18 protein-coding genes and 2 pseudogenes are annotated in these 21,630 nt (G+C 62.9%); 9 read left to right on the top strand and 11 right to left on the bottom strand.

All coding sequences use genetic code 11. The features are described 5' to 3' along the window. Window positions 1–4 precede the first annotated feature (4 nt). The 3 genes from ACMZ91_RS08720 to ACMZ91_RS08710 all read right to left on the bottom strand — a co-directional run bounded on the left by ACMZ91_RS08720 (window position 5) and on the right by ACMZ91_RS08710 (window position 3,995). Complete coding sequence (locus ACMZ91_RS08720; RefSeq protein WP_223224734.1) at window positions 5–1,027, bottom strand: P-loop NTPase family protein; 1,023 nt, start codon at window positions 1,025–1,027, stop codon at window positions 5–7. 55 nt (window positions 1,028–1,082) lie between these two features. Next, window positions 1,083–3,476, bottom strand: coding sequence for a TnsB C-terminal domain-containing protein (locus ACMZ91_RS08715; RefSeq protein ID WP_414577887.1), 2,394 nt, complete (start codon window positions 3,474–3,476; stop codon window positions 1,083–1,085). Window positions 3,477–3,686: 210 nt separating this feature from the next. Further along, a complete protein-coding gene (locus tag ACMZ91_RS08710; protein WP_049462213.1) occupies window positions 3,687–3,995 on the bottom strand; it encodes a hypothetical protein in 309 nt (102 codons plus the stop codon). Between the two features lie 264 nt (window positions 3,996–4,259). Here ACMZ91_RS08710 and ACMZ91_RS08705 point away from each other — a divergent pair, with 264 nt between their 5' ends. Continuing rightward, window positions 4,260–4,655 carry a hypothetical protein gene (locus ACMZ91_RS08705; protein ID WP_080356540.1) on the top strand — a complete coding sequence of 132 codons (396 nt, stop codon included), beginning with the start codon at window positions 4,260–4,262 and terminating at the stop codon, window positions 4,653–4,655. 927 nt (window positions 4,656–5,582) lie between these two features. After that, complete coding sequence (locus ACMZ91_RS08700) at window positions 5,583–6,350, top strand: histidine phosphatase family protein (RefSeq protein ID WP_414577889.1); 768 nt, start codon at window positions 5,583–5,585, stop codon at window positions 6,348–6,350. Window positions 6,351–7,367: 1,017 nt separating this feature from the next. Here ACMZ91_RS08700 and ACMZ91_RS08695 read toward each other — a convergent pair. Both ACMZ91_RS08695 and ACMZ91_RS08690 read right to left on the bottom strand, forming a co-directional pair. Next, a pseudogene (locus tag ACMZ91_RS08695) lies at window positions 7,368–7,475 on the bottom strand (P-type conjugative transfer ATPase TrbB); the annotation flags it as partial. 50 nt (window positions 7,476–7,525) lie between these two features. Beyond that, window positions 7,526–7,915: pseudogene (locus ACMZ91_RS08690) on the bottom strand (CopG family transcriptional regulator); the annotation flags it as partial. Between ACMZ91_RS08690 and ACMZ91_RS08685 the strand changes: the two are divergent. Together ACMZ91_RS08685 and ACMZ91_RS08680 are read left to right on the top strand one after the other, a co-directional pair. Beyond that, entirely contained in the window at window positions 7,833–8,060 is a 228-nt protein-coding gene (locus ACMZ91_RS08685; protein ID WP_414489237.1) for an Lrp/AsnC ligand binding domain-containing protein, read from the top strand. The pseudogene ACMZ91_RS08690 and the gene ACMZ91_RS08685 overlap by 83 nt on opposite strands. Before the next feature lie 100 nt (window positions 8,061–8,160). Continuing rightward, window positions 8,161–8,352: a heavy-metal-associated domain-containing protein gene (locus ACMZ91_RS08680; protein WP_049462211.1), complete on the top strand. Its 192-nt coding sequence runs from the start codon at window positions 8,161–8,163 to the stop codon at window positions 8,350–8,352. A gap of 77 nt (window positions 8,353–8,429) precedes the next feature. On the opposite strand, the gene ACMZ91_RS08675 is transcribed toward ACMZ91_RS08680, so the two are convergent. The 4 genes from ACMZ91_RS08675 to ACMZ91_RS08660 form a co-directional block, all read right to left on the bottom strand. Beyond that, window positions 8,430–9,188 (bottom strand): MauE/DoxX family redox-associated membrane protein, encoded by a 759-nt coding sequence (locus ACMZ91_RS08675; RefSeq protein WP_049462210.1) that lies wholly within the window; start codon window positions 9,186–9,188, stop codon window positions 8,430–8,432. Window positions 9,189–9,405: 217 nt separating this feature from the next. Further along, a complete protein-coding gene (gene fdx, locus ACMZ91_RS08670) occupies window positions 9,406–9,744 on the bottom strand; it encodes an ISC system 2Fe-2S type ferredoxin (RefSeq protein ID WP_008786744.1) in 339 nt (112 codons plus the stop codon). A 15-nt stretch (window positions 9,745–9,759) separates the two neighbouring features. Then, window positions 9,760–10,239: a Cu(I)-responsive transcriptional regulator gene (cueR, locus tag ACMZ91_RS08665; protein WP_049462209.1), complete on the bottom strand. Its 480-nt coding sequence runs from the start codon at window positions 10,237–10,239 to the stop codon at window positions 9,760–9,762. A 15-nt stretch (window positions 10,240–10,254) separates the two neighbouring features. Beyond that, entirely contained in the window at window positions 10,255–12,750 is a 2,496-nt protein-coding gene (locus ACMZ91_RS08660) for a heavy metal translocating P-type ATPase (RefSeq protein ID WP_049462208.1), read from the bottom strand. 314 nt (window positions 12,751–13,064) lie between these two features. On the opposite strand from ACMZ91_RS08660, the gene ACMZ91_RS08655 reads away from it, so the two are divergent. Further along, a complete protein-coding gene (locus ACMZ91_RS08655) occupies window positions 13,065–13,346 on the top strand; it encodes an ArsR/SmtB family transcription factor (protein WP_425523792.1) in 282 nt (93 codons plus the stop codon). Between the two features lie 50 nt (window positions 13,347–13,396). On the opposite strand, the gene ACMZ91_RS08650 is transcribed toward ACMZ91_RS08655, so the two are convergent. Both ACMZ91_RS08650 and ACMZ91_RS08645 read right to left on the bottom strand, forming a co-directional pair. Next, a complete protein-coding gene (locus tag ACMZ91_RS08650; RefSeq protein ID WP_049462206.1) occupies window positions 13,397–14,695 on the bottom strand; it encodes an MFS transporter in 1,299 nt (432 codons plus the stop codon). Between the two features lie 9 nt (window positions 14,696–14,704). Next, window positions 14,705–14,953, bottom strand: coding sequence for a metal-sensing transcriptional repressor (locus ACMZ91_RS08645; RefSeq protein ID WP_169708473.1), 249 nt, complete (start codon window positions 14,951–14,953; stop codon window positions 14,705–14,707). 233 nt (window positions 14,954–15,186) lie between these two features. On the opposite strand from ACMZ91_RS08645, the gene ACMZ91_RS08640 reads away from it, so the two are divergent. From ACMZ91_RS08640 to ACMZ91_RS08625, 4 genes are all read left to right on the top strand, one after another. Beyond that, the gene (locus ACMZ91_RS08640; RefSeq protein ID WP_414577891.1) at window positions 15,187–16,305 is read left to right on the top strand and encodes a cation diffusion facilitator family transporter; all 1,119 of its coding nucleotides are present in this window, start codon (window positions 15,187–15,189) and stop codon (window positions 16,303–16,305) included. Between the two features lie 43 nt (window positions 16,306–16,348). Continuing rightward, a complete protein-coding gene (locus ACMZ91_RS08635; RefSeq protein ID WP_049462204.1) occupies window positions 16,349–16,726 on the top strand; it encodes an ArsR/SmtB family transcription factor in 378 nt (125 codons plus the stop codon). A gap of 423 nt (window positions 16,727–17,149) precedes the next feature. Further along, window positions 17,150–18,457, top strand: a complete 1,308-nt coding sequence (locus ACMZ91_RS08630; RefSeq protein ID WP_049462203.1) for an efflux RND transporter periplasmic adaptor subunit — start codon at window positions 17,150–17,152, stop codon at window positions 18,455–18,457. After that, complete coding sequence (locus ACMZ91_RS08625; protein ID WP_134952122.1) at window positions 18,454–21,630, top strand: efflux RND transporter permease subunit; 3,177 nt, start codon at window positions 18,454–18,456, stop codon at window positions 21,628–21,630. The genes ACMZ91_RS08630 and ACMZ91_RS08625 overlap by 4 nt, the downstream gene beginning before the upstream one ends.

The following is a 21,630-nucleotide window of genomic DNA, read 5'->3' as shown; positions in this document are numbered from 1 at the left end:
CGCTCTACTCCCCCGTACCCATGCGCTTCAGGAAGTCAGCAATTCTCTTCTCACCATTCAAGGGCCTCTGATCCGCAAGCTTGTTGAAGGCCAGCACGCTGCTCCACACGGTTCCAAGCTCCTTCTCGCTTGAGGAGCTGGCGTGCAAGTGCGCTTCAGTGATGCTGTTCGCTCCCTCATTCTTTCGGCGGAGCTCAGCCCTATGGACGACGTCGATAGTGGGGCCGAACACGCCAGCACCATTGGCGTACATCAAATCAGTATTCTTAACGAGGAGCTTGGGATCGGACAGGTTGAAGCTCTGCCCGATACCCTTCAGCACTGCAACGAAATCCCGCTCGTCTTGGGAATTCTTCAGGTTATACGGCCGGATGTAGACGAACCGGGATCGATTCCAGACGTCGGGGTGTCCCGCCCACAAACTCTCCGCAGTGTGGGTAGCCAGCATCACTATGACGCAGCCGATTTCTTCAATCAGTCGCACAAGGTTCGACATGTACCCATAGCTGGTTTGATGAAGATGCACCATCGTCAAGGTTGCCGCTTCTTCCAGGAAGATGTACTTAAGTTGACGTTGTTTCGCCACAGATTCGAAGCTGTGCTGCAATCTCGGCTGCGACTGCGTTGCCCTCACTCTCTTCCACAGCTGATTGTTTACCTCTGCCTCCGCCTGGACATGGTGCGCATCAGTACTGACCGATCGGTCCTTGTTCTCCAGCCAGCCGAAGTCTGGTTCCACCACGGCGTGATGGAGGCGCAGCGTGAGATCCTTGGAATTGAACTTTCCCCGATCATTGGCCATTGCACGCACCGATATCAAAGGAAGCGTGCCAGCTGGCCAGAGGCTCTGCTTCCCGGCAAGGACGGGAAGAATAGCTTGTCTGATCTCACTCTTGCCCGAGCCAGAAGGAGCCAATGCCCAGACGAACGTACCTGGGCGCGCACCTTGGATGGCATTCAAGAGTTCGGAGTAAGCCGTCCTCATGCGGCTATGATTCACAAAAGGAATTCCAGAGTTGCTGTCCACTATCGGTTCCTGTGAATTTGAATGACTGGCGCGGGCTTGCCCCCAATTGCACAAGCTACGGCGACTCAATATCGTCAAAGTCATCCATCGCTCGCTTCTTGATTCCGCGCAGAGCGATCTCGTCAAGAGCGTCATTTGATTGAGAAGGGAGGCTACTGGAGTCCGCCTCCCCCGGCTTGGGTTGAGCCGCGGTGTTGGGCTTCGCGTTCGCGGCTGCCGTACGCATCGCCTGAGCGTGCCTCGCGCTCTGCTTTGCTTCGCGGAGCGATGGCGCGTAGAGCTGGTCATACATACCTCTGAATGACCGCTCAATCAGGGTGGAATTAGCTAGAGGCCCGATCAAGTTGCAGAACGCCTTGAACAGTCCACGATTCGTCCTAACCCAGATGAAGCTCGGGTCCTCCGGGTCTGTTCGAAGCTGCTCAACATCGAATGACGCGTCGAGCTCCCTCAGTTCATTGGAGTGAAAGTACCGACCATTCACCTCGAACCCTCGTCCGGGTATATACTTGTTATTGCTGTGCGGGATCGCGGTTCTGAAGAGGAATTCTTCGTCAACCAATGCGTGCAGGCCGGCACTAGGAAAGAGAAGATCTGCGTGGGCTGCCCGTTCGGCCGGACTTGCGAAGCCTTGTACAGGGACGCTCGGGAAGTGCTCATAAAGCGTTTCCCTGGCAACCGTATGAACGGTTTCAAAGCGGTGCTTGGCAGTTTTGTAGCTCTTGAACTTCCCATCCACGCCTCGGCCCGCCTTGTCGGGATCGGTGCTACCGACAAGCTCATGGCTGACCTGGGAATTGAACCTTCCAAAGTAGCGTTCTACGTCCGAGTTGAACCTCGAACCTGCCGTTGGGCAGATATGGATTGAGAACTGATATCGCAAAGCCAGAGCAATGAGAAAGTGTGACTGATTCTCCGTTCCTCGATCGACAAAGATGCTGTTGAACAGTCGTCCATGTCTGCGGACGTAGTCACGTATCAGGATGGCCAAACCATCGCGCCGTGCTGGCCCGAAGACAATGGAATGCGCCATCGGCAGATCAGTCGCCTCATCTGTCCCTAGATAAATCAGAGGGGACTCTGCGCTTGCTTCCATTCCATCGTCGCTCACCACCCTCACGTCGACTTTGGTACTGTCCACGTGCAGGACTGCATGTTTAGCTAAGGCTGTACCCGACCGGTCGCGCGCGTCCGAGCGCGGCCGTTGCTTTTGGTAGCCACGCATTCCCTGCGTTGCAAGGACCTTACGCAGCTCCAGGCGCGGATCAGCGAGCCTGCGTTCGAAGGCCTGGCGGCTCTGTGGCGACTCGCCGTCAGATTCACAGGCCTCCTTGAGCGCAGCGTATGCGTCCTTCTTCTGTGAATACTTGCCTGCGGCGTATGCGCGAATTGCCTCAGCCGTCCGCTTCTCCTGAACGGGGGTAAGCCGGCTCATTCGGTTTCCGCTTGCATGAAACCTGGTAAGGCACTGCTCGAGTTCGTTGTCACCTCTGCTTCGCGCCTCGATCACCTTCCGCGCTATCTCACGCAGGTGTTTGGGGACGGCTGTACCCTTCGCATGCGCGGATTGAATCAATGCGAGCCGCTTTTCGGCGTTGGTGGCGTCGACTAGCGTCGCCGTTGCGAACGCAGAGTTCAGTTGATTGCGAGAGTGCCTGGCAACCTCAAAGAAGTTGCTTCCTATCTCAATAGCCTGAGCCTGACTCAAGGTCAAAAAGAAGTTGCTCGTGTCCGTGAGCGGAACATGCTCAACTGGACCGAAGGCCCAGCGGGTTCCAAGCAGAAGCGCCGCTTGGCTCACGTTGAATCCCTCGATAGTCTCGATCATCCAATCGAGGCTCTTGGGGCCGTCGGCGAGATGCGCATGGATGCGTCTGCCCAAGGCTTGAGCCTCGTTGGCGGGTACCATACGCACCTCGTTATAGATGACCTGCAGGTTCCGGAGTGGCGTGTCGACGCGGGAGGGACTGAGCCACAGGACGTGCTCCATGCCGCGCTGCCTTGCCCAAGGGCCATAGGCAAGGTTCTGAAGATTTCCATCGACGTCGACCCATTCACCGGACTTTGCCGCAAGCAAGCTGTCACGAGCGGAGCCGGCCTTGCATTCGACCAGCTCAATGCGACGGGTGCGGACGACCAGAAAATCCAAGGTGCCGCTCCTTACATGATTGCCAAGTCTCACTCCCTTACAGGCAACCTGCGGGAAGTAGCCAAGCACATCCGGATCCAGCTCCAGAGTCAGCGCGAACATATGTTCAACGGTATGACTCTCCAGCGTGATGAGCTGGCCACACTTGACTGAGTTGAAGTGGGTCACAACGTTGTTCAGCGCGCCTTTTCCTGGCTTCCGCGCTGGACTCGAGCTAGCCATCTCAAGGATGTGCTGTCGCTGTTCGACAGTTAGGCCCTCATGCTCCCGCAGACGCTGGGCCAGTTCTTCTTGATTCATGGAACCCTGCCTATCTACTGGGAGGCGGGCAGCCGCCTCCCTCCCGGAATGCCTAGGGGTTGATTCTTATCGGGGTAAGGGGGTAGATTCGGCATAGCGGTTCTCATCGCTGCGCCTTAAACAGACCCCGGCCTGCCAGCCGGGGTTTGTCTTTTCTGCCCCAGAGAGTCTTCTTAGCTCATCTGGAGGACCTCCATGGGCAGATTGGGATCATTGAGCGGTCCGCCGACTGGTTACGGGATCTGCGCCGCGTGATGCATTGAACAACCATTGGGCGAGATCCCTGGATCGGATCATGCGCCCCTTCCTGCCGGGAATGGTCGAGGTTGCTATTCCCAGGCGGTTGTCATACGCCGCGCGCCTGGCCGCGCTGATGCTGTTGTAGCCAAGCAGCATCCACACTTCTGAGAGCCGGACATAGAGCCCGTACTCCTCCGCCACCTGCTCGGCGAGCTGGTCAGGAGTCGTTGCGCGAAGTGCTAGCGTTTGTATCGACAAGGGCACCATGTAGGCGAGCATCACTCACTCTCTTTCATATTGCAAACAGCGAGCACATCTTCTTGCTTGTGGGGCGCAGATTATCTGATCACGTATCAGATCATCTGATATGCATGCTGCTACAGCGGCTGGCATGTCAGATGATTTAGTACGCAATACAGTTTGTGGATTGCGCTAGCATGGGCATGCTGCCGACTGTTGAAAGAGATGTCGGCGCACCTGTAGGCGTGGGGTTGTGCTGCGCCACGATGTGCCTCTAAGGGAGGTTGATTGGAAGATGAGTACATGATGACCATCCCTACAGATGAGCTCAGTCGCGAAGAGCTTTCAGGCTCAGCATTGAGAGCGTTCTTCAACCTCGCTGCGCGATGGCAACTGTCCGGACCTCAGCAGAGAGCTTTGCTTGGAAGCCCACCCGATGCTTTTTATGAGGCATGGGCGCGAGGGGCCTACGAGCATATCGATGCCGAGGTCCTGGTGCGGATTAGCTATCTACTCGGCATTTACAAAGCTCTTCATATCCTTCTGCCTGACCCCATTCAGGCGGATGGCTGGATAAGGCGACCTAACATGGCGCCCATGTTTGCTGGTAACACCGTGCTGGATTTTATTTGTCGCGGAGGCTTGCGCGAACTTCGGGATGTGCGATCTTACTTGGATGGGCAGCACGTCAGCACCTAGGCAAGGGGTGCCATTTACCATGGACGCTGGAATACGGTCGTACTGCTGACTGTTGTTCATGCGCACCTGAAGCGGTCTGACTTTCGTGCAGGTCTGGCTAAAGATCAGAGGGATGTATGAGACCAACCATTCTTGCAATGGACCTAGAAGGAACGCTGATCTCAAATGCGGTCAGCCAGATCCCACGCCCTGGCCTGTTCGCGTTCCTGGAAGCGATGCGGATCAAGTTCAGTCAGCTAGTACTCTTTACGACTGTTCCGGAGTCAAGAGTGCGAGAAATCTGTAGGCTTCTCGTAGCGGAGGGTGTGGCCCCGAGCTGGTTTGGGAAGCTTCACTACGTTTCATGGTACGGACCAACTAAGGACCTGCGATTTGTTACATCTCACGCCGGGGAGGCCCTTCTGCTAGACGATCATGCGCCTTACGTACACCCCGGTCAGGAATGCTGGTGGGTAGAGGTCCCGTTGTTTGGCTCACCCTACGCCAACGATGACACGGGGTTGGATCTGGCGCGGTTAAGAATCGATGAGCGACTAGCTCAGCTCTCGCTTGGGGGAGGGCATTGAAGCAGCTCGGGAAGACTTCAAAGTTGAAAGGTTTCGCTTGGGGTGCAGTCAATTCGAATGCTATGACAGTGTCGCGCTCTCCCCCAATGACATACAGAACTTCCTTCTTGCGCCGCGCATGTGCCCGATGCAGCCGACACTAAACCGGCCTTGAAACGGCGCTAACAATGCGCGATGTGGAGGCTTAGGCAAAGGCATAGCGCTTCGCTGCGAAAGGGAGCGCTTGCAGCGGACATCGGCTTTTCGTCAAGCGGGGATAAGGTGGCTCGGTCGTCGACAAGGTCTCAACCATGTCTCAACCCAGTCGTTTGCAGGACTTTATGCCCGCTACAACGCCCGGACAGATAAGCGGGAGATTGATATGCAGCAGAACAGTGCGATGGAGGGGGTTGCCGCGCGGTGGCCAGAGCGGATCTGGGTGGTACGGCATGGCCAAAGCGCCGGAAACGTTGCGCGAGACCACGCTGAGGCAAATAACATCACCTTAATCGAGTTGGAACACCGCGACGCGGACGTGCCTCTCTCCTCGCTGGGGGAGCGCCAGTCGCAAGCACTGGGTGCTTGGGTACTGGGACTTGCCGAGCACCAACGCCCGCAAATCGTGCTGACTTCTCCATACATGCGTGCAAGGCAGACCGCCCAAGCCGTGGCCGACGCGGTTGGCCCTGGCCACCGTCTAATCATTGATGAGCGCCTGCGTGAGAAGGAGTTCGGCGTTCTGGACCGCTACACCTCCAGTGGCATCGTCGCTACCTTCCCGGAACTGGCCGCGCAGAGACGGCTGGTCGGAAAGTTCTACTTTCGCCCACCGGGCGGAGAAAGCTGGTGTGATGTCATCTTGCGGCTACGCGGCGTTGTCGGGGATCTCCAACGGAACCACGCCGGTGCACGCGTGATGATCGTCGCGCATCAAGTGATTGTGAATTGCATGCGATACCTTCTAGAAGGCATGGACGAGGATGCCATCCTCGACCTTGACCGCGAAGGCGATGTGCCCAACTGCGGGGTCACCGAGTACTACGCTGCTGAAGGTGGGCAGCTTGCCTTGGTGCATGCCAACTTCATTTCGCCTGAACTGGCCGAGGCCCCAACCACCGCTTCGTCGGATCAGCCCGCTGGAGCCAAGTAAGGTACAGCGTCGGGACCCGACCACCTAACCGCCATCTCTCTGCAGACATGCTCGCTACTCGTGCAGAACGTCCGGTTCTGGCCAGAAGCGGGCACTGAGGCAGGTTTCGGCCCGAGCGATGCTAGCCTCCAGTTTCGACTCCAGGGAGACCTCCGCTGAAGGGCTCGCTCCCGCCCTGTTCGTGGTGGGGGTATGCATGTGCTTGATACCCGGACGCAGCGGACATAAGATCGAGCGGTATCAGGGGATAGCCTGCCACAAGGTGCGCTGTGAATAATTCATTTGACCGGACTCTAGGGTCCGGCTACTAGGTAGTCAGGGTCTATGGCAGTAACTAATCCTCTGACAGAATAAGAGCTGGTCGCGCATAGGCGAGGCAAGTGGTCTGTAGCCGGAGTGCCGCATCGCGGCTGGACTTGCGTAGATATTGAGGATCTTGGAGAGCCGCAGATCGATTGCGAGATGTGCGAGTCGCAAACCATCCGCTACGTCCATCACATGGAGCACCCAGATTACCCGAACGTTCTCGAGGTTGGGTGTGTATGTGCCGGCCACATGGAAGGCGACCTGGCGGCCTCGCGAGCCCGTGAAGCCTCTATGAAAAGCAGCGCAGCAAAGCGCAAGCGTTGGACTGCGCGTGCGTGGAAAGTTTCGGCAAATGGGAATCCGCATATCACTTCGGATGGATTCCGCATTACCGTTTACCCGCGCGGCGGAGAATGGGCCTGTACCTTGGCTGCGCTAGACGACTCAACTGTCCTGCACGCTCGCCGCAACTACAAGTCTCAAGCGGAGGCGAAACTCGCTGCCTTCGACCACATCACTCGTCTTCAATCCAAAGCTGGCGCATAGCAGTTCATTCAAGTTGAATCGCCACAAGGTTTTGTGGACTGTGATTGCTAGCATACGCGTAGGTTCCGGCCGAAAGCAGACGAGCTGGCGCCGACGACGCGATCAGGAATGCTAGGGCCCCTATTCGACCCGAAGCGAACACTGCCATGGATGCGAGGTGGCTACAGACAGGCGATCCACCCAAAGGGTGCGGTCCGGGTTGAGCATGATTTCCACGACGTCGGGGTCTTCGAGCGCGGTGGCGATCAGCGGCCCCATTGCCGTGCGCAGCATCTGGATGCGCCGGTCGAGCGACGTGGCGCTCATGGATTGGGGAACGGCGCTCATGACGCACGCTCCCGTGCTTGAGCGGCTGCCGCTGCGTCCTCCATCCGCATCGGGTCGGGGTGCAGTTCCTCCACCACGTCACGCACCAGGCTGCGCCCGCGCATCAGGTGGCGGCCAAGCTGCTCGGTGAACTGCTCGAATCGCGCCTTGCCCTGCGCGCGGGCCGCGTCTTGGTGCGCTTCGGGAACCGGCGTGCTGACGGTGAGGTAGTAGCGGATGAACAGCGCCAGCGTTTCGATGGCGACGTTCTGATCGCGCTCCATGCGCTCGGCTTGGCGCGACAGCCGATCCAATCGCTTGGCGATGGCTGCCTCGCGCTGGTCGGCCGCGTCCGGCGACAGCCAGGACGCCAAGGCGGCGGCGACGATGCTGGATTTGGACACGCCTTATCTGCTGCGGGTGGTCGTCAAGAACATGGCTCACTACTCTCGCTTCGTGCTCGACACGCTGCTCAAGCACCCCAGCGTGCAGGACTGCAAGACAAGCTTCGTGCTGGATCGGGTAAAGAGCACCACGGCCTTGCCCCTATGAGCATTCGGCCGATTGGTGTAGCGGGGATGCAAATAGCGCTTGACCTTCCAACCTTGGCAAGGACCAGACTTCAAACACCCAAACCCGAAAGGAGTTTTCCATGCAATTCCATCTCGAAGACATGACCTGCGGCGGCTGCGCCCGCACCGTTACGAAAACGATCCAAACGATCGACCCCAACGCTAAGATCGTCACGGACCCGCCGACCCGCCGTGTCGAGGTCCAGACCTCGGCCTCGCAAGAGCAGATCGCCGCGGCCCTGAGCGAAGCTGGCTTCCCGCCGCGCGCGTAGTAACACCGCGTCGTGGCCGGCCTGCACACAGGACAACCGATGCGAGCACGTGCGCTGTGCCGTACCTGGCGCGGCGCTCAGTGCATCCCAAGGTAGGCGACCTTGGCCCACATCCACAGGGCCATCGCCACCATCATCAGGTTCTCGGTCAGGGACACGAAGCCCAGCGGCACGTTGCTGTCCCCGCCCACACAGGCGCACTTGAGTTCCCGGCGATCGACATAGACCGCCTTGAAAACCGACACGGCCCCGACGGTCCCGATGAACAGCGCCAACGGAATCGACACCCACATCCCCACGCCCGCGACCATCAGGACGCCTGCGATGGCCTCCGCGAACGGGTAGAAATAGGCATACCGAACCCAGCGCTTGGCCAGCAGGTCGTAGTTGAGGAACATCGTCGCGAAGCCGTCCACGTCCTTGAGCTTCTGCAGCGCCAGGAGACACATGGCAAAGGCCACGAACCACTCTGCCGCCTGAATGCTCCAGAGCTGGCCGAAGGCCGCCCAGCTCGCCGCCAGCGCCATCGCGGCCGCCATGGCGAACAGCGCGATCACAGGGATGTAGGTCACGGCGTTCTTGTCCTTCACGGACATGCCGAAGAATTTGCGCAGGTCGTCGTAGCCGCCCACGCGCCGCCCGTTTATGAAGACCTGGGGCGTGGTCTCGACGCCATGCTCCTTCTTGAACGCATCCGTCTGCTCGCGGCTCGCCAAGTGTTTGTCCTCGACCTCGTAGCCCTTGCGGTTGAGCAGATCGAGCGACTTCAGCCCGTAGGGGCAGGTATGGCCGGGCATGACCATCCGGTAGAGCGTGGCTTGTTTGGGCGCAGACATGCTGGACTTCTCCTGTGGGACTTTTCATGGGCCGGCCGCAGCGCCGACTATCACGGATTGAAGGACTTTGACGACATTTCCAGCCTAACCGGCGGTGGTGCAAGGGGGTGTAGACATCTGGCTCGCGGGTCGGTCGTCAGGCTGCAACGCCGTCAGTCCTCCGTCTGCCAGAGCAACCCCGCCGCAGGCCGGCGCGCCCGCGGCGGCACGCTGGGTCCTAGTGGTTCTCCTTGGCATGGTTGATCGTGTATTTCGGGATCTCGACGGTCAGGTCCTCGTTCGCCACGATGGCCTGGCAGCTCAGGCGCGATTGCGCCTCTAGCCCCCAGGCCCGGTCAAGCAGGTCGTCCTCGCACTCCTCGACCTCGTTGAGGGAATCGAACCCCTTGCGCACGATGCAGTGGCAGGTCGTGCAGGCGCAGCTCATGTCGCAGGCATGTTCGATCTCGATGCCGTTGTCTAGCAGCGCCTCGCAGATCGAGGTGCCGACCGGCACGTTCAGCTCGGCGCCCTCGGGCGCCAGTTCAGGATGGGGCAAGACGGTGATCTTGGGCATGTCTCTCCCGGCTGCTCAGTGCGCACGCGGCTTCGTTGCCGCTGCGTTGCCACTTGTACGCCGTGGCACGGCGCCGGTGCGCGCTTCGGGCTCGTCGTCGCTGGTATCGAGTTGCTCCAGCGTGTGCAGGATCGGGCAGTCGGGCCGTTCGTCGCCGGCGCAGCACCGGATCAGCGCCTTGAGCGTCTCGGCCATCTCCAACATGCTCGCGATGCGCCGGTCCAGCTCGGAGATGTGCTGCTGCGCCAGGCGCTTGACGTCGGCACTCTGGCGCGACTTGTCGTTCCACAGTCCCAGCAGGTCCGTGATCTCGGCCACCGAGAAGCCGAGGTCGCGCGCACGCCGGATGAAGTGCAGCCGGTGTACGTCGTCCTGGCTATAGGCGCGGTAGCCCGAATCGTTCCGGTCGGCCGGGGGAATCAAGCCGATCTGCTCGTAGTAGCGGATCATCTTGGCCGAGACCTTCGAGGCCTTGGATGCTTCACCGATGTTCATGGTGTTCCTCCTTTCTCAATGAGCGGTATCCGCCGCCAGCGGCGGCTGGAAGCGGCGCAGGCGCAGCGCGTTGCCGAGCACGAACACGCTGGACAGCGCCATCGCTCCGGCCGCGAAAATTGGGGACAGCAGCACACCGTATGCGGGGTATAGGACGCCAGCAGCTACCGGGATCAGGGCCGTGTTGTAGCCAAACGCCCAGAACAGGTTCTGGCGGATGTTGCCGATGGTGGCCTTGGACAGCGCGATGGCGTTGGGCACACCCTGCAGGTTGCCGGACATCAGCACCACGTCGGCCGACTCCACCGCCACGTCGGTGCCGGTGCCGATCGCCAGGCCCACGTCGGCCTCGGCCAGCGCCGGCGCATCGTTAATGCCGTCACCCACGTAGCCGATCTGGCCGTGGGTGGCCTTTAAGCGGCGCACGGCTTCGACCTTGCCCTCGGGCAGCACTTCGGCCACCACCTCGTCGATGCCCAGTTGCTTGGCGATGGCCTGCGCGGTACGCGCGTTGTCGCCGGTGATCATCGCCACCTTCAGGCCGAGCTGGTGCAGCGCGGCAATGGCCGCGGGCGTGCTGGATTTGATCGGATCGGCCACCGCGATGATGGCGGCCAGTCGGCCGTCGATCGCGGCGTACAGCGGCGACTTGCCCTCATTGCCCAGGCGCTCGGCCGTGCGAGCGAAGCCGCTCACGTCCAACCCCAGCTCACGCATGAAGCGATCGGCACCGACCTCGACACGCGCGCCGTCCACGGTGGCACGCACACCCATGCCCGTGACCGAATCGAAGTCGGTCATCGTCGGCAGCGCGATGCCACCTTCCACGGCCGACTCGACGATGGCGCGTGCGATCGGATGCTCCGAGCGCGATTCGACAGAGGCGACCTTCGCCAGCACCTGGTTGCGGTCAAAGCCGTCGGCAATCTCCAGGTCGGTCAGGACCGGGCGGCCCTCGGTCAGCGTGCCGGTCTTGTCCACGGCCACCACCTTGGCGTCCTTGAGCAGTTGCAGGGCTTCACCCTTGCGGAACAGTACGCCCATCTCGGCGCCGCGGCCCGTGCCGACCATGATGGAGGTCGGCGTCGCCAGACCCATGGCGCACGGGCAGGCAATGATCAGCACCGCCACGGCATTGACCAGCGCGAAGGACAGCGCGGGCGACGGGCCGAACACCAGCCAGACCAAGAAGGTCAGCACGGCGGCCAGCATGACGGCGGGCACGAACCACAGTGTCACCTTGTCCACCACGGCCTGGATCGGCAGCTTGGAACCTTGCGCCTGCTCGACCATGCGGATGATCTGCGCCAGCATGGTCTGACCGCCCACGGCGGTGGCACGCAGCGTCAGCGCACCCTTCTGGTTGACGGTGCCGCCGACCACGGTGCTGCCTTCCGCCTTTTCCACGGGAATCGGCTCGCCGGTGATCATCGACTCGTCCACGAAGCTGCGGCCCTCGGTCACTTCACCATCGACCGGCACGCGCTCGCCGGGGCGCACTTCCACGATGTCGCCCTGCGCCACGTCGTTGATCGGGATGTCCACGATGCGGCCGTCGCGCAGCACGTGCGCCTCCTTGGCCTGCAGGCCGACCAGGCGCTTGATGGCCTCGGAGGTGCGGCCCTTGGCCCGTGCCTCAAGAAAGCGGCCCAGCAGGATCAGCGCCACGATGACGGCGGCCGCCTCGTAGTACACGTTCACCGTGCCGGCCGGCAGCAGACTGGGCGCGAATGTGGCGACCATCGAATAGCCGAAGGCCGCGGCCGTGCCGACCGCGACCAGCGAGTTCATGTCGGGACCCAGGCGGAACAGCGCCGGGAAGCCCTTCTCGTAGAAGCGCCAGCCCGGAATGGCGAGCACCAGCAGGGTCAGCACGAACTGCAGATACCAACTCTGCTGGATGCCGATGGTGGAAGCCACCCACTCATGCATGCCGGGAATCATGTGCGAGCCCATTTCGAGCACGAACACAGGCAGCGCCAGCACGGCGGCCAGGGTCAGGTCGCGCTTGAGTTCGGCGCGCTCGGCGTCCTTCTTCTCGGCGGCTTCCTCGTCGGCCTGCGCGCCGGTATCCACCGGGTTGGCCTCGTAGCCGACCTTCTCGATGGCAGCGATCAGGTCCGCCACGGCGGCCACGCCGCGCACGGTGGCACGCTCGGTCGCGAGGTTGACCGTGGCCTCGGTGACGCCGGGCACGGCCTTGAGTGCCTTCTCGACGCGGCCCACGCAGGAGGCGCAGGTCATGCCCTCGACCGCCAGTTCGACGGTGCCAGCCGGCACGTCGTAGCCGACCTTCTCGACCGCCTGGATCAACGCGATGCGATCGACAGGACCGGCCAGGCGGATGTCCGCCCGCTCGTTGGCGAGATTGACGGAAACGCTGTCCACGCCCGGCACCTTGGCCAGGGCGGCCTCGACTCGGCCGACGCAGCTCGCGCAGGTCATGCCCTCGATGGGTAGGCTGATCGCTGCTGCGGTGGCACGAGCATCACTCGTTATTGGCATGCTCATGGTTGTTTCCCATAGTTGATATTCGACACGGGGGGAGCTTGGGGTTTACCATCGTGGGAAGGTCAAGCGCTTTTTTCGGGTACTGTCAGGTTTCAGAAATGGCCCGGCGCACGGGGGAAACGAGGGGCCTTGGTCGCCAGGCTCGCCCTGGTCCCGGGCTGTGCGCGCGCTCAAGCGGTCGCAGCCTCGTTGATCCTGAAGGGCACGAACAGCCGTTCGAGGGTAGGAATTTTTGAGAGATGACTCCACGCAAACCAGTCAGTGCCCCACCGAAGGGCCCAAGCACCGATCTGGCCTCCCTGTCACAGAATGACGTGACCATCCTGGCCGAGACTTTCCGGCTCCTGGGCGATCCGTCGCGGCTCAAGGTCATGCTGTGCTGCATGAAGGGGTCCACGTCGGTAAGCGACATCGCGGAAGCCGTCGAACTCTCGCAGTCGTTGGTCAGCCATCACCTTCGACTGTTGCGTGGAGCCCGTCTGGTCAGGGGCGTGCGCCAGTCCAAGCAGATCTTCTATGAGGTAGCGGACAAGCACGTGAGCCAGGTGCTGCTGGACATGGCCATCCACATCGTTGAGGACAACAGCGACGACTAGCCTTGGTGCGAAACAGCCCTTACCGCGTCCCGTGAGGCCTATCCTTTCGGTCAGATCCGGTGCAAGTCATCCACGACCAGCACGTGATGGTGCCCGCCTTGGTTCGCGTGCTGACGCAAGTGGGGGTGATCCGCCGACAGGTTCGGATGGTCATGGGCCAAGTCCGACGGGTCGCTGGCCGGCCACAGCCGAAGCGCCAGCGCCACGCCAGCCAGGCCGATCAAGGACATGACGACGAACGTCGATTGCAGCCCCGTGGCCGCGCCGAAGCGTCCGGCCAGCGGGTAGCAGATGAGCCAGCAGGCGTGCGACAGCGCGAAGTGGGCCGCGAAGATCGCTGGACGGTCCTCGGCGTGGGCCGAGCGGCGCAGAAGACGGCCGGATGGCGTCTGCGCCACGCTGTAGCCAAAGCCGATCACCAGCCACAGCGGCAGCAACAGCACATAGCTCGGCAGCAGTGCGCCGATCGCCGTGCCCACGACGAGGACAGCGGCGCCGGTGAGCATCGCGGGTCGGTCGGCTACTTTCTCCAGTAGGGACGGCAAGACGAAGGCGGCCACCATCGAGCCGCCTCCGAACGCCGCCAGTGCCCACGCCACCTCGACTTCGCCCAGGCCGAAACGCGCCTTCACGAGCACCACCGTGTTCACGAACACCATCGCGCCTGCCGCCGAGACGGCCAGGCTGATCGCCAGCAGGCCCCGCAGGCGTGGCGTGGCGAGGTAGATGCGCGTGCCGCGCGTCGTTCGCTCCCAGATGCCGCGGCGCCGGCCGGGGACGGACGTGGGCAACCGCACGCTGACCACGAGAGCGGCTGAAACGAGGAAACCGAGCACCGTTCCTGCGAACAGGTTGTGAAAGTTGATGACGGTCAGCAGCGCGGCGGCCAGCATCGGGGAAATCAGGCTTTCCAGGTCGTAGGCCAGCCGGGACAGCGACAGCGCCTTCGTGTAGTCCTCTTCGTCGGGAAGGATGTCCGGGATGGTGGCCTGGAAGGTCGGCGTGAAGCCGGCGGACGCCGCCTGCAGAACGAAGATCAGCAGGTAGATCTGCCAGACCTCGGTGACGAAGGGCAGGGACAGCGCGACGGCCGCTCGCACGAGGTCCAGCGCCACGAGCAGCGAGCGCCGCGGGAGCCGGTCGGCGAAGGCCTGCGCGACCGGCGCGACCCCCGCGTACGCCAGCATCTTGATGGCCAGCGCCGTCCCGAGCACCGCGCCTGCATCCGCGCCGGCCAGCTCGTAGGCCAGCAGGCCGAGCGCCACCGTCATCAGGCCGGAGCCGACGAGCGCGATCACCTGGGCGGTGAACAGGTGGCGGTAGGTGCGGTTCTTCAGCACGGAGAGCATCGGACGGCCTCAGAGCAGTTTGGTCAGCGCCTTCATTTCGGTCAGAACGGAGTCCTCGTCATGGGACAGGCAGTGGTCGATGTGGTCGTGGATCAGGACGCGCTTGGCCGCCGTCACCGCGCTTTCCACCGCCGCGAGCTGGCGGGCGATGTCGAGGCAGGTTTCTCCCCCTTCGATCATCCCGATGACGTGCCGCAGATGCCCCTCGGCGCGCTTGAGCCGCTTCACCAGGTCGGGATGGGTGGTGTGCTTATGCATGTCTTCCATGCTGAAATCATATCCCCCCAGGGGGGATATTGCCACTGGATGTTAGATCAACGGCTGCTTGCCAAGCGTGGGGAATGGTCGCCGAGCCAGGCTAAGGCAATTGCCCGGAGCGGCATCCCGGCCGTGGTGAGACGCGGACACAAATGTGCAAATCAATTCACATGAACACATATTCATGTGTTATATTTTGAGCCACAGTCAAAGACCCAGTTTCCCGAGGCCCCATGTCCCAATCCCACGCACATGACCATGACCATGACCATGGTCACGATCACGATCACGATCACGATCACGATCACGATCACGATCATGACCACACCCCGACCGTGACCAGCGCCAACGAGCGCAAGGTCCTGCTGTCCTTTTTCCTGATCTTCGGCTTCATGGTTGTGGAGGCCGTCGGAGGCGTGCTGTCGGGCTCGCTGGCCTTGCTGGCCGACGCGGGCCACATGCTGACCGACGCCGCGGCGCTCGCACTGGCCTACGCAGCATTCCGGTTCGGCCGCCGCGCGGCCGACAGCAAGCGCACCTTCGGCTACCTGCGCTTCGAGGTCATCGCCGGTTTCCTGAACGCCGTGACCCTGTTCGCGATCGTCGCCTGGATCGCGTACGAGGCGTGGGAGCGGCTGCAGGCGCCGCCCGTGATCCTGGCCGGCCCGATGATGATCGTCGCCGTGCTCGGCCTGCTGGTGAACGTGCTCGTGCTGTGGATCATGACCCGCGGAGAGACCGATCACGTCAACGTGAAGGGGGCCATCCTGCACGTGATGGGCGACCTGCTCGGCTCGGTCGGCGCCATCGTCGCTGCGATCGTCATCTACCTCACGGGCTGGACGCCGATAGATCCCATCCTGTCGGTCCTGGTGGCGGCGCTGATCCTGCGCAGCGCATGGAAGCTGCTCGCCAAGTCGATCCACATCCTGCTGGAAGGCGCGCCGGAGGATGCTTCGCCGGAAAAGGTGGAGCAAGGCCTGATGGGCGCCGTGCCGGGCCTGGCGGCCGTCAGCCACGTTCACGTGTGGCAGCTCACCTCCGGGCGCACGATGGCCACGCTGCACGTTCGCCCCAACGTGGACGAGGAAGCACGCGCCGTGGTCAAACGCGTCGAAGCGGTGCTTCGAGAGCAATTCAGCATCGAACACGCCACGGTCGGGATCGACTGGAACTCGGGCACCGACGAGAACGTCTGCAGCTTGCAGCCCACGTCGGAGCGTCAGGACCACAGCGGCCACGATCACAGCGGTCATGACCACAGCGGCCATGATCATGGCAATCACAAGCATGGCGGCGGGCACAGCCACGGCCATGACCACGACCATTCCGCTCCTGGTCACAGGCATTGAGGCCGCGCGAGCCGGCTCGCACTCCACTTGAGGATTTGCATCCATGACGTCCCGCGAAACCACCAGCGCCGACACCTCGCAATGCTCGACCACCAGCCACGACGCGGCGACCGATGCCCTCGCAATGTCGCAAAGTGACGTCGCTGTTCTGGCCGAGACCTTCCGCCTGCTGGGCGACCAATCGCGATTGAAGATCCTGCTGCAGTGCATGCATGGCTCGGTCGCCGTGGGGGACATCGCCGAAGCGCTCGACCTGTCGCAGTCTCTGGTCAGCCATCACCTGCGGCTGCTGCGCGGAGCGCGCCTCGTGCGCGGCGAACGCCAAGCCAAGCACATCTTCTACAGCATCGCGGACCAGCACGTCAGCCAGGTGCTGCAGGACATGGCGGTCCACATTTCCGAGGACAAAGCCGACGACTGACCAGGCCCAAGCACCCAGGCGAATGGCAGGTTGCGAGGCGCCGGTACCCACGCCGCCGGTTAGCCTCAAGGACGTCCTCGATGCGGCCTGGGCGCAACAGCCTAAATCGCGGGCCCTGCCTGGGCGCCGGGATGCCGCGCAGGCACAGCAATGGGCGGCGGCAGCTTGGACGCCTGAGCCTCCCGCGCTCGCAATCACCCACAAGACCGACCGGTTCAACCGCATAACGGCATTCGTGAGCTGGATGTCGGAGTGGCCACGGCGACGACGCGGGGTTCCCCACCACCTTGTCCATGCAGCCTGCCCGCTAGGGCAACCCAAAGGGCTTGACCTTGCCTTCGTTGTAACGCCCAGCCTCCACACAAATTTCTGCAGAGCGCTTCGGAAGGGCCGGAGTCCTGCATCCAAGAAAGGGGCACTTCCATGCGTAAAAAAATCAGAATCGTTGTGGTGGCAGGCCTCATCGCAGCCGTCGGGGGCATAGCGATTGCCGCCCGCGACGCCAAGGACGAGAGCAAGGCCGCGGCACCCCCGGCGGACGCGCCGATGGCGCCGCAGGTGCCCGTGGCCGAGGTCATCACCCGCACGGTCGCGCCATCGGCCGAGTACACCGGCTTCCTGGCCGCGCCCAAGACCGTCGAGCTGCGCTCGCGGGTCGGCGGCGCCGTCGATGCTGTGAGCGTCCCCGAGGGCAGACTGGTGCGCAAGGGACAACTGCTGTTCCAGATCGACCCCCGGCCGTTCCAGGTCTCGCTCGACACGGCTGCGGCGCAACTGCAACAGGCCGAGGTGCTGGCCAGTCAGGCCCAGGCCGACTTCGACCGCGCCGAGCGCCTGGTGGCGACCGGCGCTGTCGCGCGCAAGACCTACGACGATGCCGTCTCCGCGCGCAGTGCGCGCCAGGCCCAGGTGCAAGCGGCCAAGGCCGCCGTCGCTGCGGCGCGGCTGGATCTGTCCTACGCCCGCGTCACGGCGCCCATCGCCGGGCGCGTTGACCGCGTGCTCGTGACCGAGGGCAACCTGGTCAGCGGCGGTGTCGCCGGCGCGGCCACGCTGCTGACCACGGTCGTGTCCATCGACCCGCTGCACGTGTACTTCGACATCGACGAAGCCACGTACCTCAACGTCGTGAGCCGCTCGCGGCCCGCTGCGGACGCCGGCGGCAAGGCCTCGCTGCCCGTGCAGGTCGGGCTGACCACGGACAAGGGTTTCCCGCACAGGGGCGCGCTCGACTTCGTGGGCAACACCATTGACCGAAGCACCGGCACGATCCGCGTGCGCGCCGTTGTGCCCAATCCGGATGGGCGCATGGCACCCGGCATGTTCGTCCGGGCCAAGCTGTCCACCGGCGCGGCGCGCGAGGCCGTCCTGATCGACGATCAGGCCGTGGGCACCGACCAAGGGCGCAACTACGTGCTGGTTGTGGGCGAGAACAACCAGGCCCAGTACCGGCCCATCGAACTGGGGCCGGTGGTGGACGGGCTGCGCGTCATCAACGGCGGCCTGCAGGCCGGTGAGAAGATCATCATCAAGGGCCTCGTGCGCCCCGGCATGGCGGTCACGCCGCGCATGGTGCCCATGCAGGCGCCCGCGGCACCGGCCGCAGGCGCGGCCGGCGCGACCAAGGCTGCGGCAAACGCTCCGGCTCCCGCTGCGGCGCCTGCCAAGGCCGGCGGCGCGGACCCCGCCAAGGCTGACGGCGCGGCCGGCTCGGCGGAGGCCCGCAAATGAATTTCCCCCGCTTCTTCATCAACCGGCCGGTCTTCGCCATCGTCCTGTCGCTGCTGATGCTGATCGCGGGCGCGATCAGCTACTTCCAGCTGCCGCTGAGCGAATACCCGCAGGTCACGCCTCCCACGGTGCAGGTCACCGCTAGCTATCCCGGTGCCAACCCGCAAGTGATCGCCGATACCGTGGCATCACCGCTGGAGCAGGCGATCAACGGCGTAGAAGGCATGATGTACATGCAGTCTCAGATGTCCACCGACGGGAAAATGGTGCTCACCGTCTCCTTCGAGCAGCATATCAACGCCGACATTGCGCAGATCCAGGTGCAAAACCGGGTCTCGCGGGCGTTGCCGCGCCTACCGCCTGAAGTTCAGCGCATCGGTGTTGTCACCGAGAAAACGTCGCCGGACGTTCTCATGGTGGTGCATTTGCTTTCGCCTGGAGGTCGATATGATCCGCTGTACGTCTCCAACTACGCCACACTTCATGTGAAGGATGAGCTGGCTCGTACGCCAGGCGTCGGCGATGTCCTAGTCTGGGGCGCCGGGGAGTATTCGATGCGGGTCTGGCTCGAACCCGCCAAGGTCGCTGCTCGTGGGCTGATCGCGAGCGACGTGGTTGCCGCCATCCGCGAGCAGAACATACAGGTTGCCGCTGGTTCGGTTGGTCAGCAGCCGGATGCCTCGGCGGCGTTCCAGGTCACGGTCAACACTCTGGGCCGACTGTCGAGCGAGGAGCAATTCGGCGAGATCGTCGTGAAGACGGGCGCCGACGGCCAGGTAACTCGCCTGCGGGATGTCGCCCGCATCTCGATGGGGGCCGATTCCTACTCTTTGCGCAGCCTGCTCAATGGCGAGCCGGCGGTGGGGATACAGATCATCCAGAGCCCGGGCGCGAACGCGCTGGATGTGTCTAGCGCGGTGCGCGCGGCAATGGACCGACTCCAAGCCAAGTTCCCCGACGGCATTGAGTATAGCGTCGCCTACGACCCCACGGTCTTCGTGCGCGCCTCGCTCCAGTCCGTCGCCGTCACGCTGCTGGAGGCCATCTTCCTGGTGGTGATCGTGGTGGTGCTGTTCCTGCAATCCTGGCGCGCGTCGATCATCCCGCTGATCGCCGTGCCGGTCTCGCTGGTCGGCACGTTCGCGGTGATGCACATGTTCGGTTTCTCGCTGAACACACTGTCGCTGTTCGGACTGGTGCTGTCCATCGGCATCGTGGTGGATGACGCCATCGTGGTGGTGGAGAACGTGGAGCGCCACATAGCGCTGGGCGAATCACCCAAGGACGCGGCGCGCAAGGCGATGGATGAAGTGACTGGCCCGATCCTGGCCATCACCTCGGTGCTGGCAGCGGTCTTCATCCCCTCGGCGTTCCTGTCGGGGCTGCAGGGCGAGTTCTATCGCCAATTCGCGCTAACCATCGCGTTCTCGACCATCCTGTCGGCGATCAACTCGCTTACGCTGTCGCCAGCGCTGGCCGCCATCCTGCTCAAGCCGCACCACGGCGCGGCCAAGCCCGATCGCGTCACGCGCATCATCGATGGCGTGTTCGGCGGCTTCTTCCGCCGCTTCAACAGCTTCTTCGACCGCGCCTCGAATTCCTACGTCGGGGGCGTGCGCCGCGCGGTGCGCGGCAGCGCCATCGTGCTGCTGCTCTACGTCGGCTTCCTGAGCCTGACCTGGCTGGGCTTCCACAAGGTGCCTGCGGGCTTCGTGCCCGCCCAGGACAAGTACTACCTCGTGGGCATCGCCCAGCTTCCGACCGGCGCCTCGCTGGATCGCACCGAGGCGGTCGTCAAGGAGATGACCAAGATCGCACTGGCTGAGCCGGGCGTCGAAAGCGTGGTGGCCTTCCCGGGCCTGTCGGTCAATGGACCGGTGAACCAGCCGAACACCGCGCTGATGTTCGCCATGCTCAAGCCCTTCGATGAGCGCAAGGACCCGTCGCTGTCGGCCTTCGCCATCCAGGGCAAGCTCATGGGCAAGTTCAGCCAGATCCCGGACGGCTTCGTCGGCATCTTCCCGCCGCCGCCGGTGCCGGGCCTGGGTTCTATGGGCGGCTTTAAGCTGCAGATCGAGGACCGGGCGGGCCTGGGTCCCGAGGCGCTTGCACAAGCACAGGGCCAGATCATGGGCAAGGCCATGCAGGCGCCCGAGCTGGCGAACATGCTCGCCAGCTTCCAGACCAATGCGCCGCAGTTGCAGGTGGACATCGACCGGGTGAAGGCCAAGTCGCAGGGCGTGTCGCTGACCGAGGTGTTCGACACCCTGCAGGTCAACCTTGGCTCGCTCTACGTCAACGACTTCAACCGCTTCGGTCGCACCTACCGGGTAATGGCCCAAGCCGATGCGCAGTTCCGCATGCAGGCTGAGGACATAGGCATGCTCAAGGTGCGCAATGCAGCGGGCGACATGATCCCGCTGAGCGCGATCGCGACCATCGAGCGCAGTTCCGGCCCCGACCGGGTGATGCATTACAACGGCTTCCCCTCGGCCGACATCAGCGGCGGGCCAGCGCCGGGCTACTCATCCGGCCAGGCCACCGCCGCGATTGAGAAGATCGTGAGCGAATCGCTGCCGGACGGTATGACCTACGAATGGACGGACCTGACTTTCCAGGAAAAGCGAGTTGGCAATACTGCTATCTATATCTTCGCGCTGGCGGTGCTGCTCGCCTTCCTGTTCCTGGCGGCCCAGTACAACAGTTGGTCGCTGCCGTTCGCTGTGCTGCTGATTGCACCCATGGCGCTGCTCTCGGCGATCGCCGGCGTCTGGCTCTCTGGGGGGGACAACAACATCTTCACGCAGATCGGTTTCGTGGTGCTGGTCGGCCTGGCCGCCAAGAACGCGATCCTGATCGTGGAGTTCGCCCGCGCGAAGGAAAGCGAAGGGGCCGATCCGCTGGCAGCCGTGCTTGAAGCCGCGCGCTTGCGGCTGCGCCCGATCCTGATGACGTCGTTCGCCTTCATCGCTGGCGTGGTGCCGCTGGTGCTGGCCAGCAGTGCGGGCGCCGAGATGCGCCACGCCATGGGCATCGCGGTGTTCGCCGGCATGCTGGGCGTGACGGTATTCGGCCTGGTGCTGACGCCGGTGTTCTACGTCGTGGTGCGCAAGCTGGCGCTGCGCCGCGAAGCGCGCCATGCCCGTGTCGGCATGACCGACCAGCACGCATGA

Source organism: Stenotrophomonas sp. FR024 (assembly GCF_047500745.2).
GTDB classification, from domain to species: Bacteria; Pseudomonadota; Gammaproteobacteria; order Xanthomonadales; family Xanthomonadaceae; genus Stenotrophomonas; species Stenotrophomonas maltophilia_A.
Note: the sequence above shows the minus strand (reverse complement) of the source record. Positions and strands in the feature narration are given on the sequence as shown.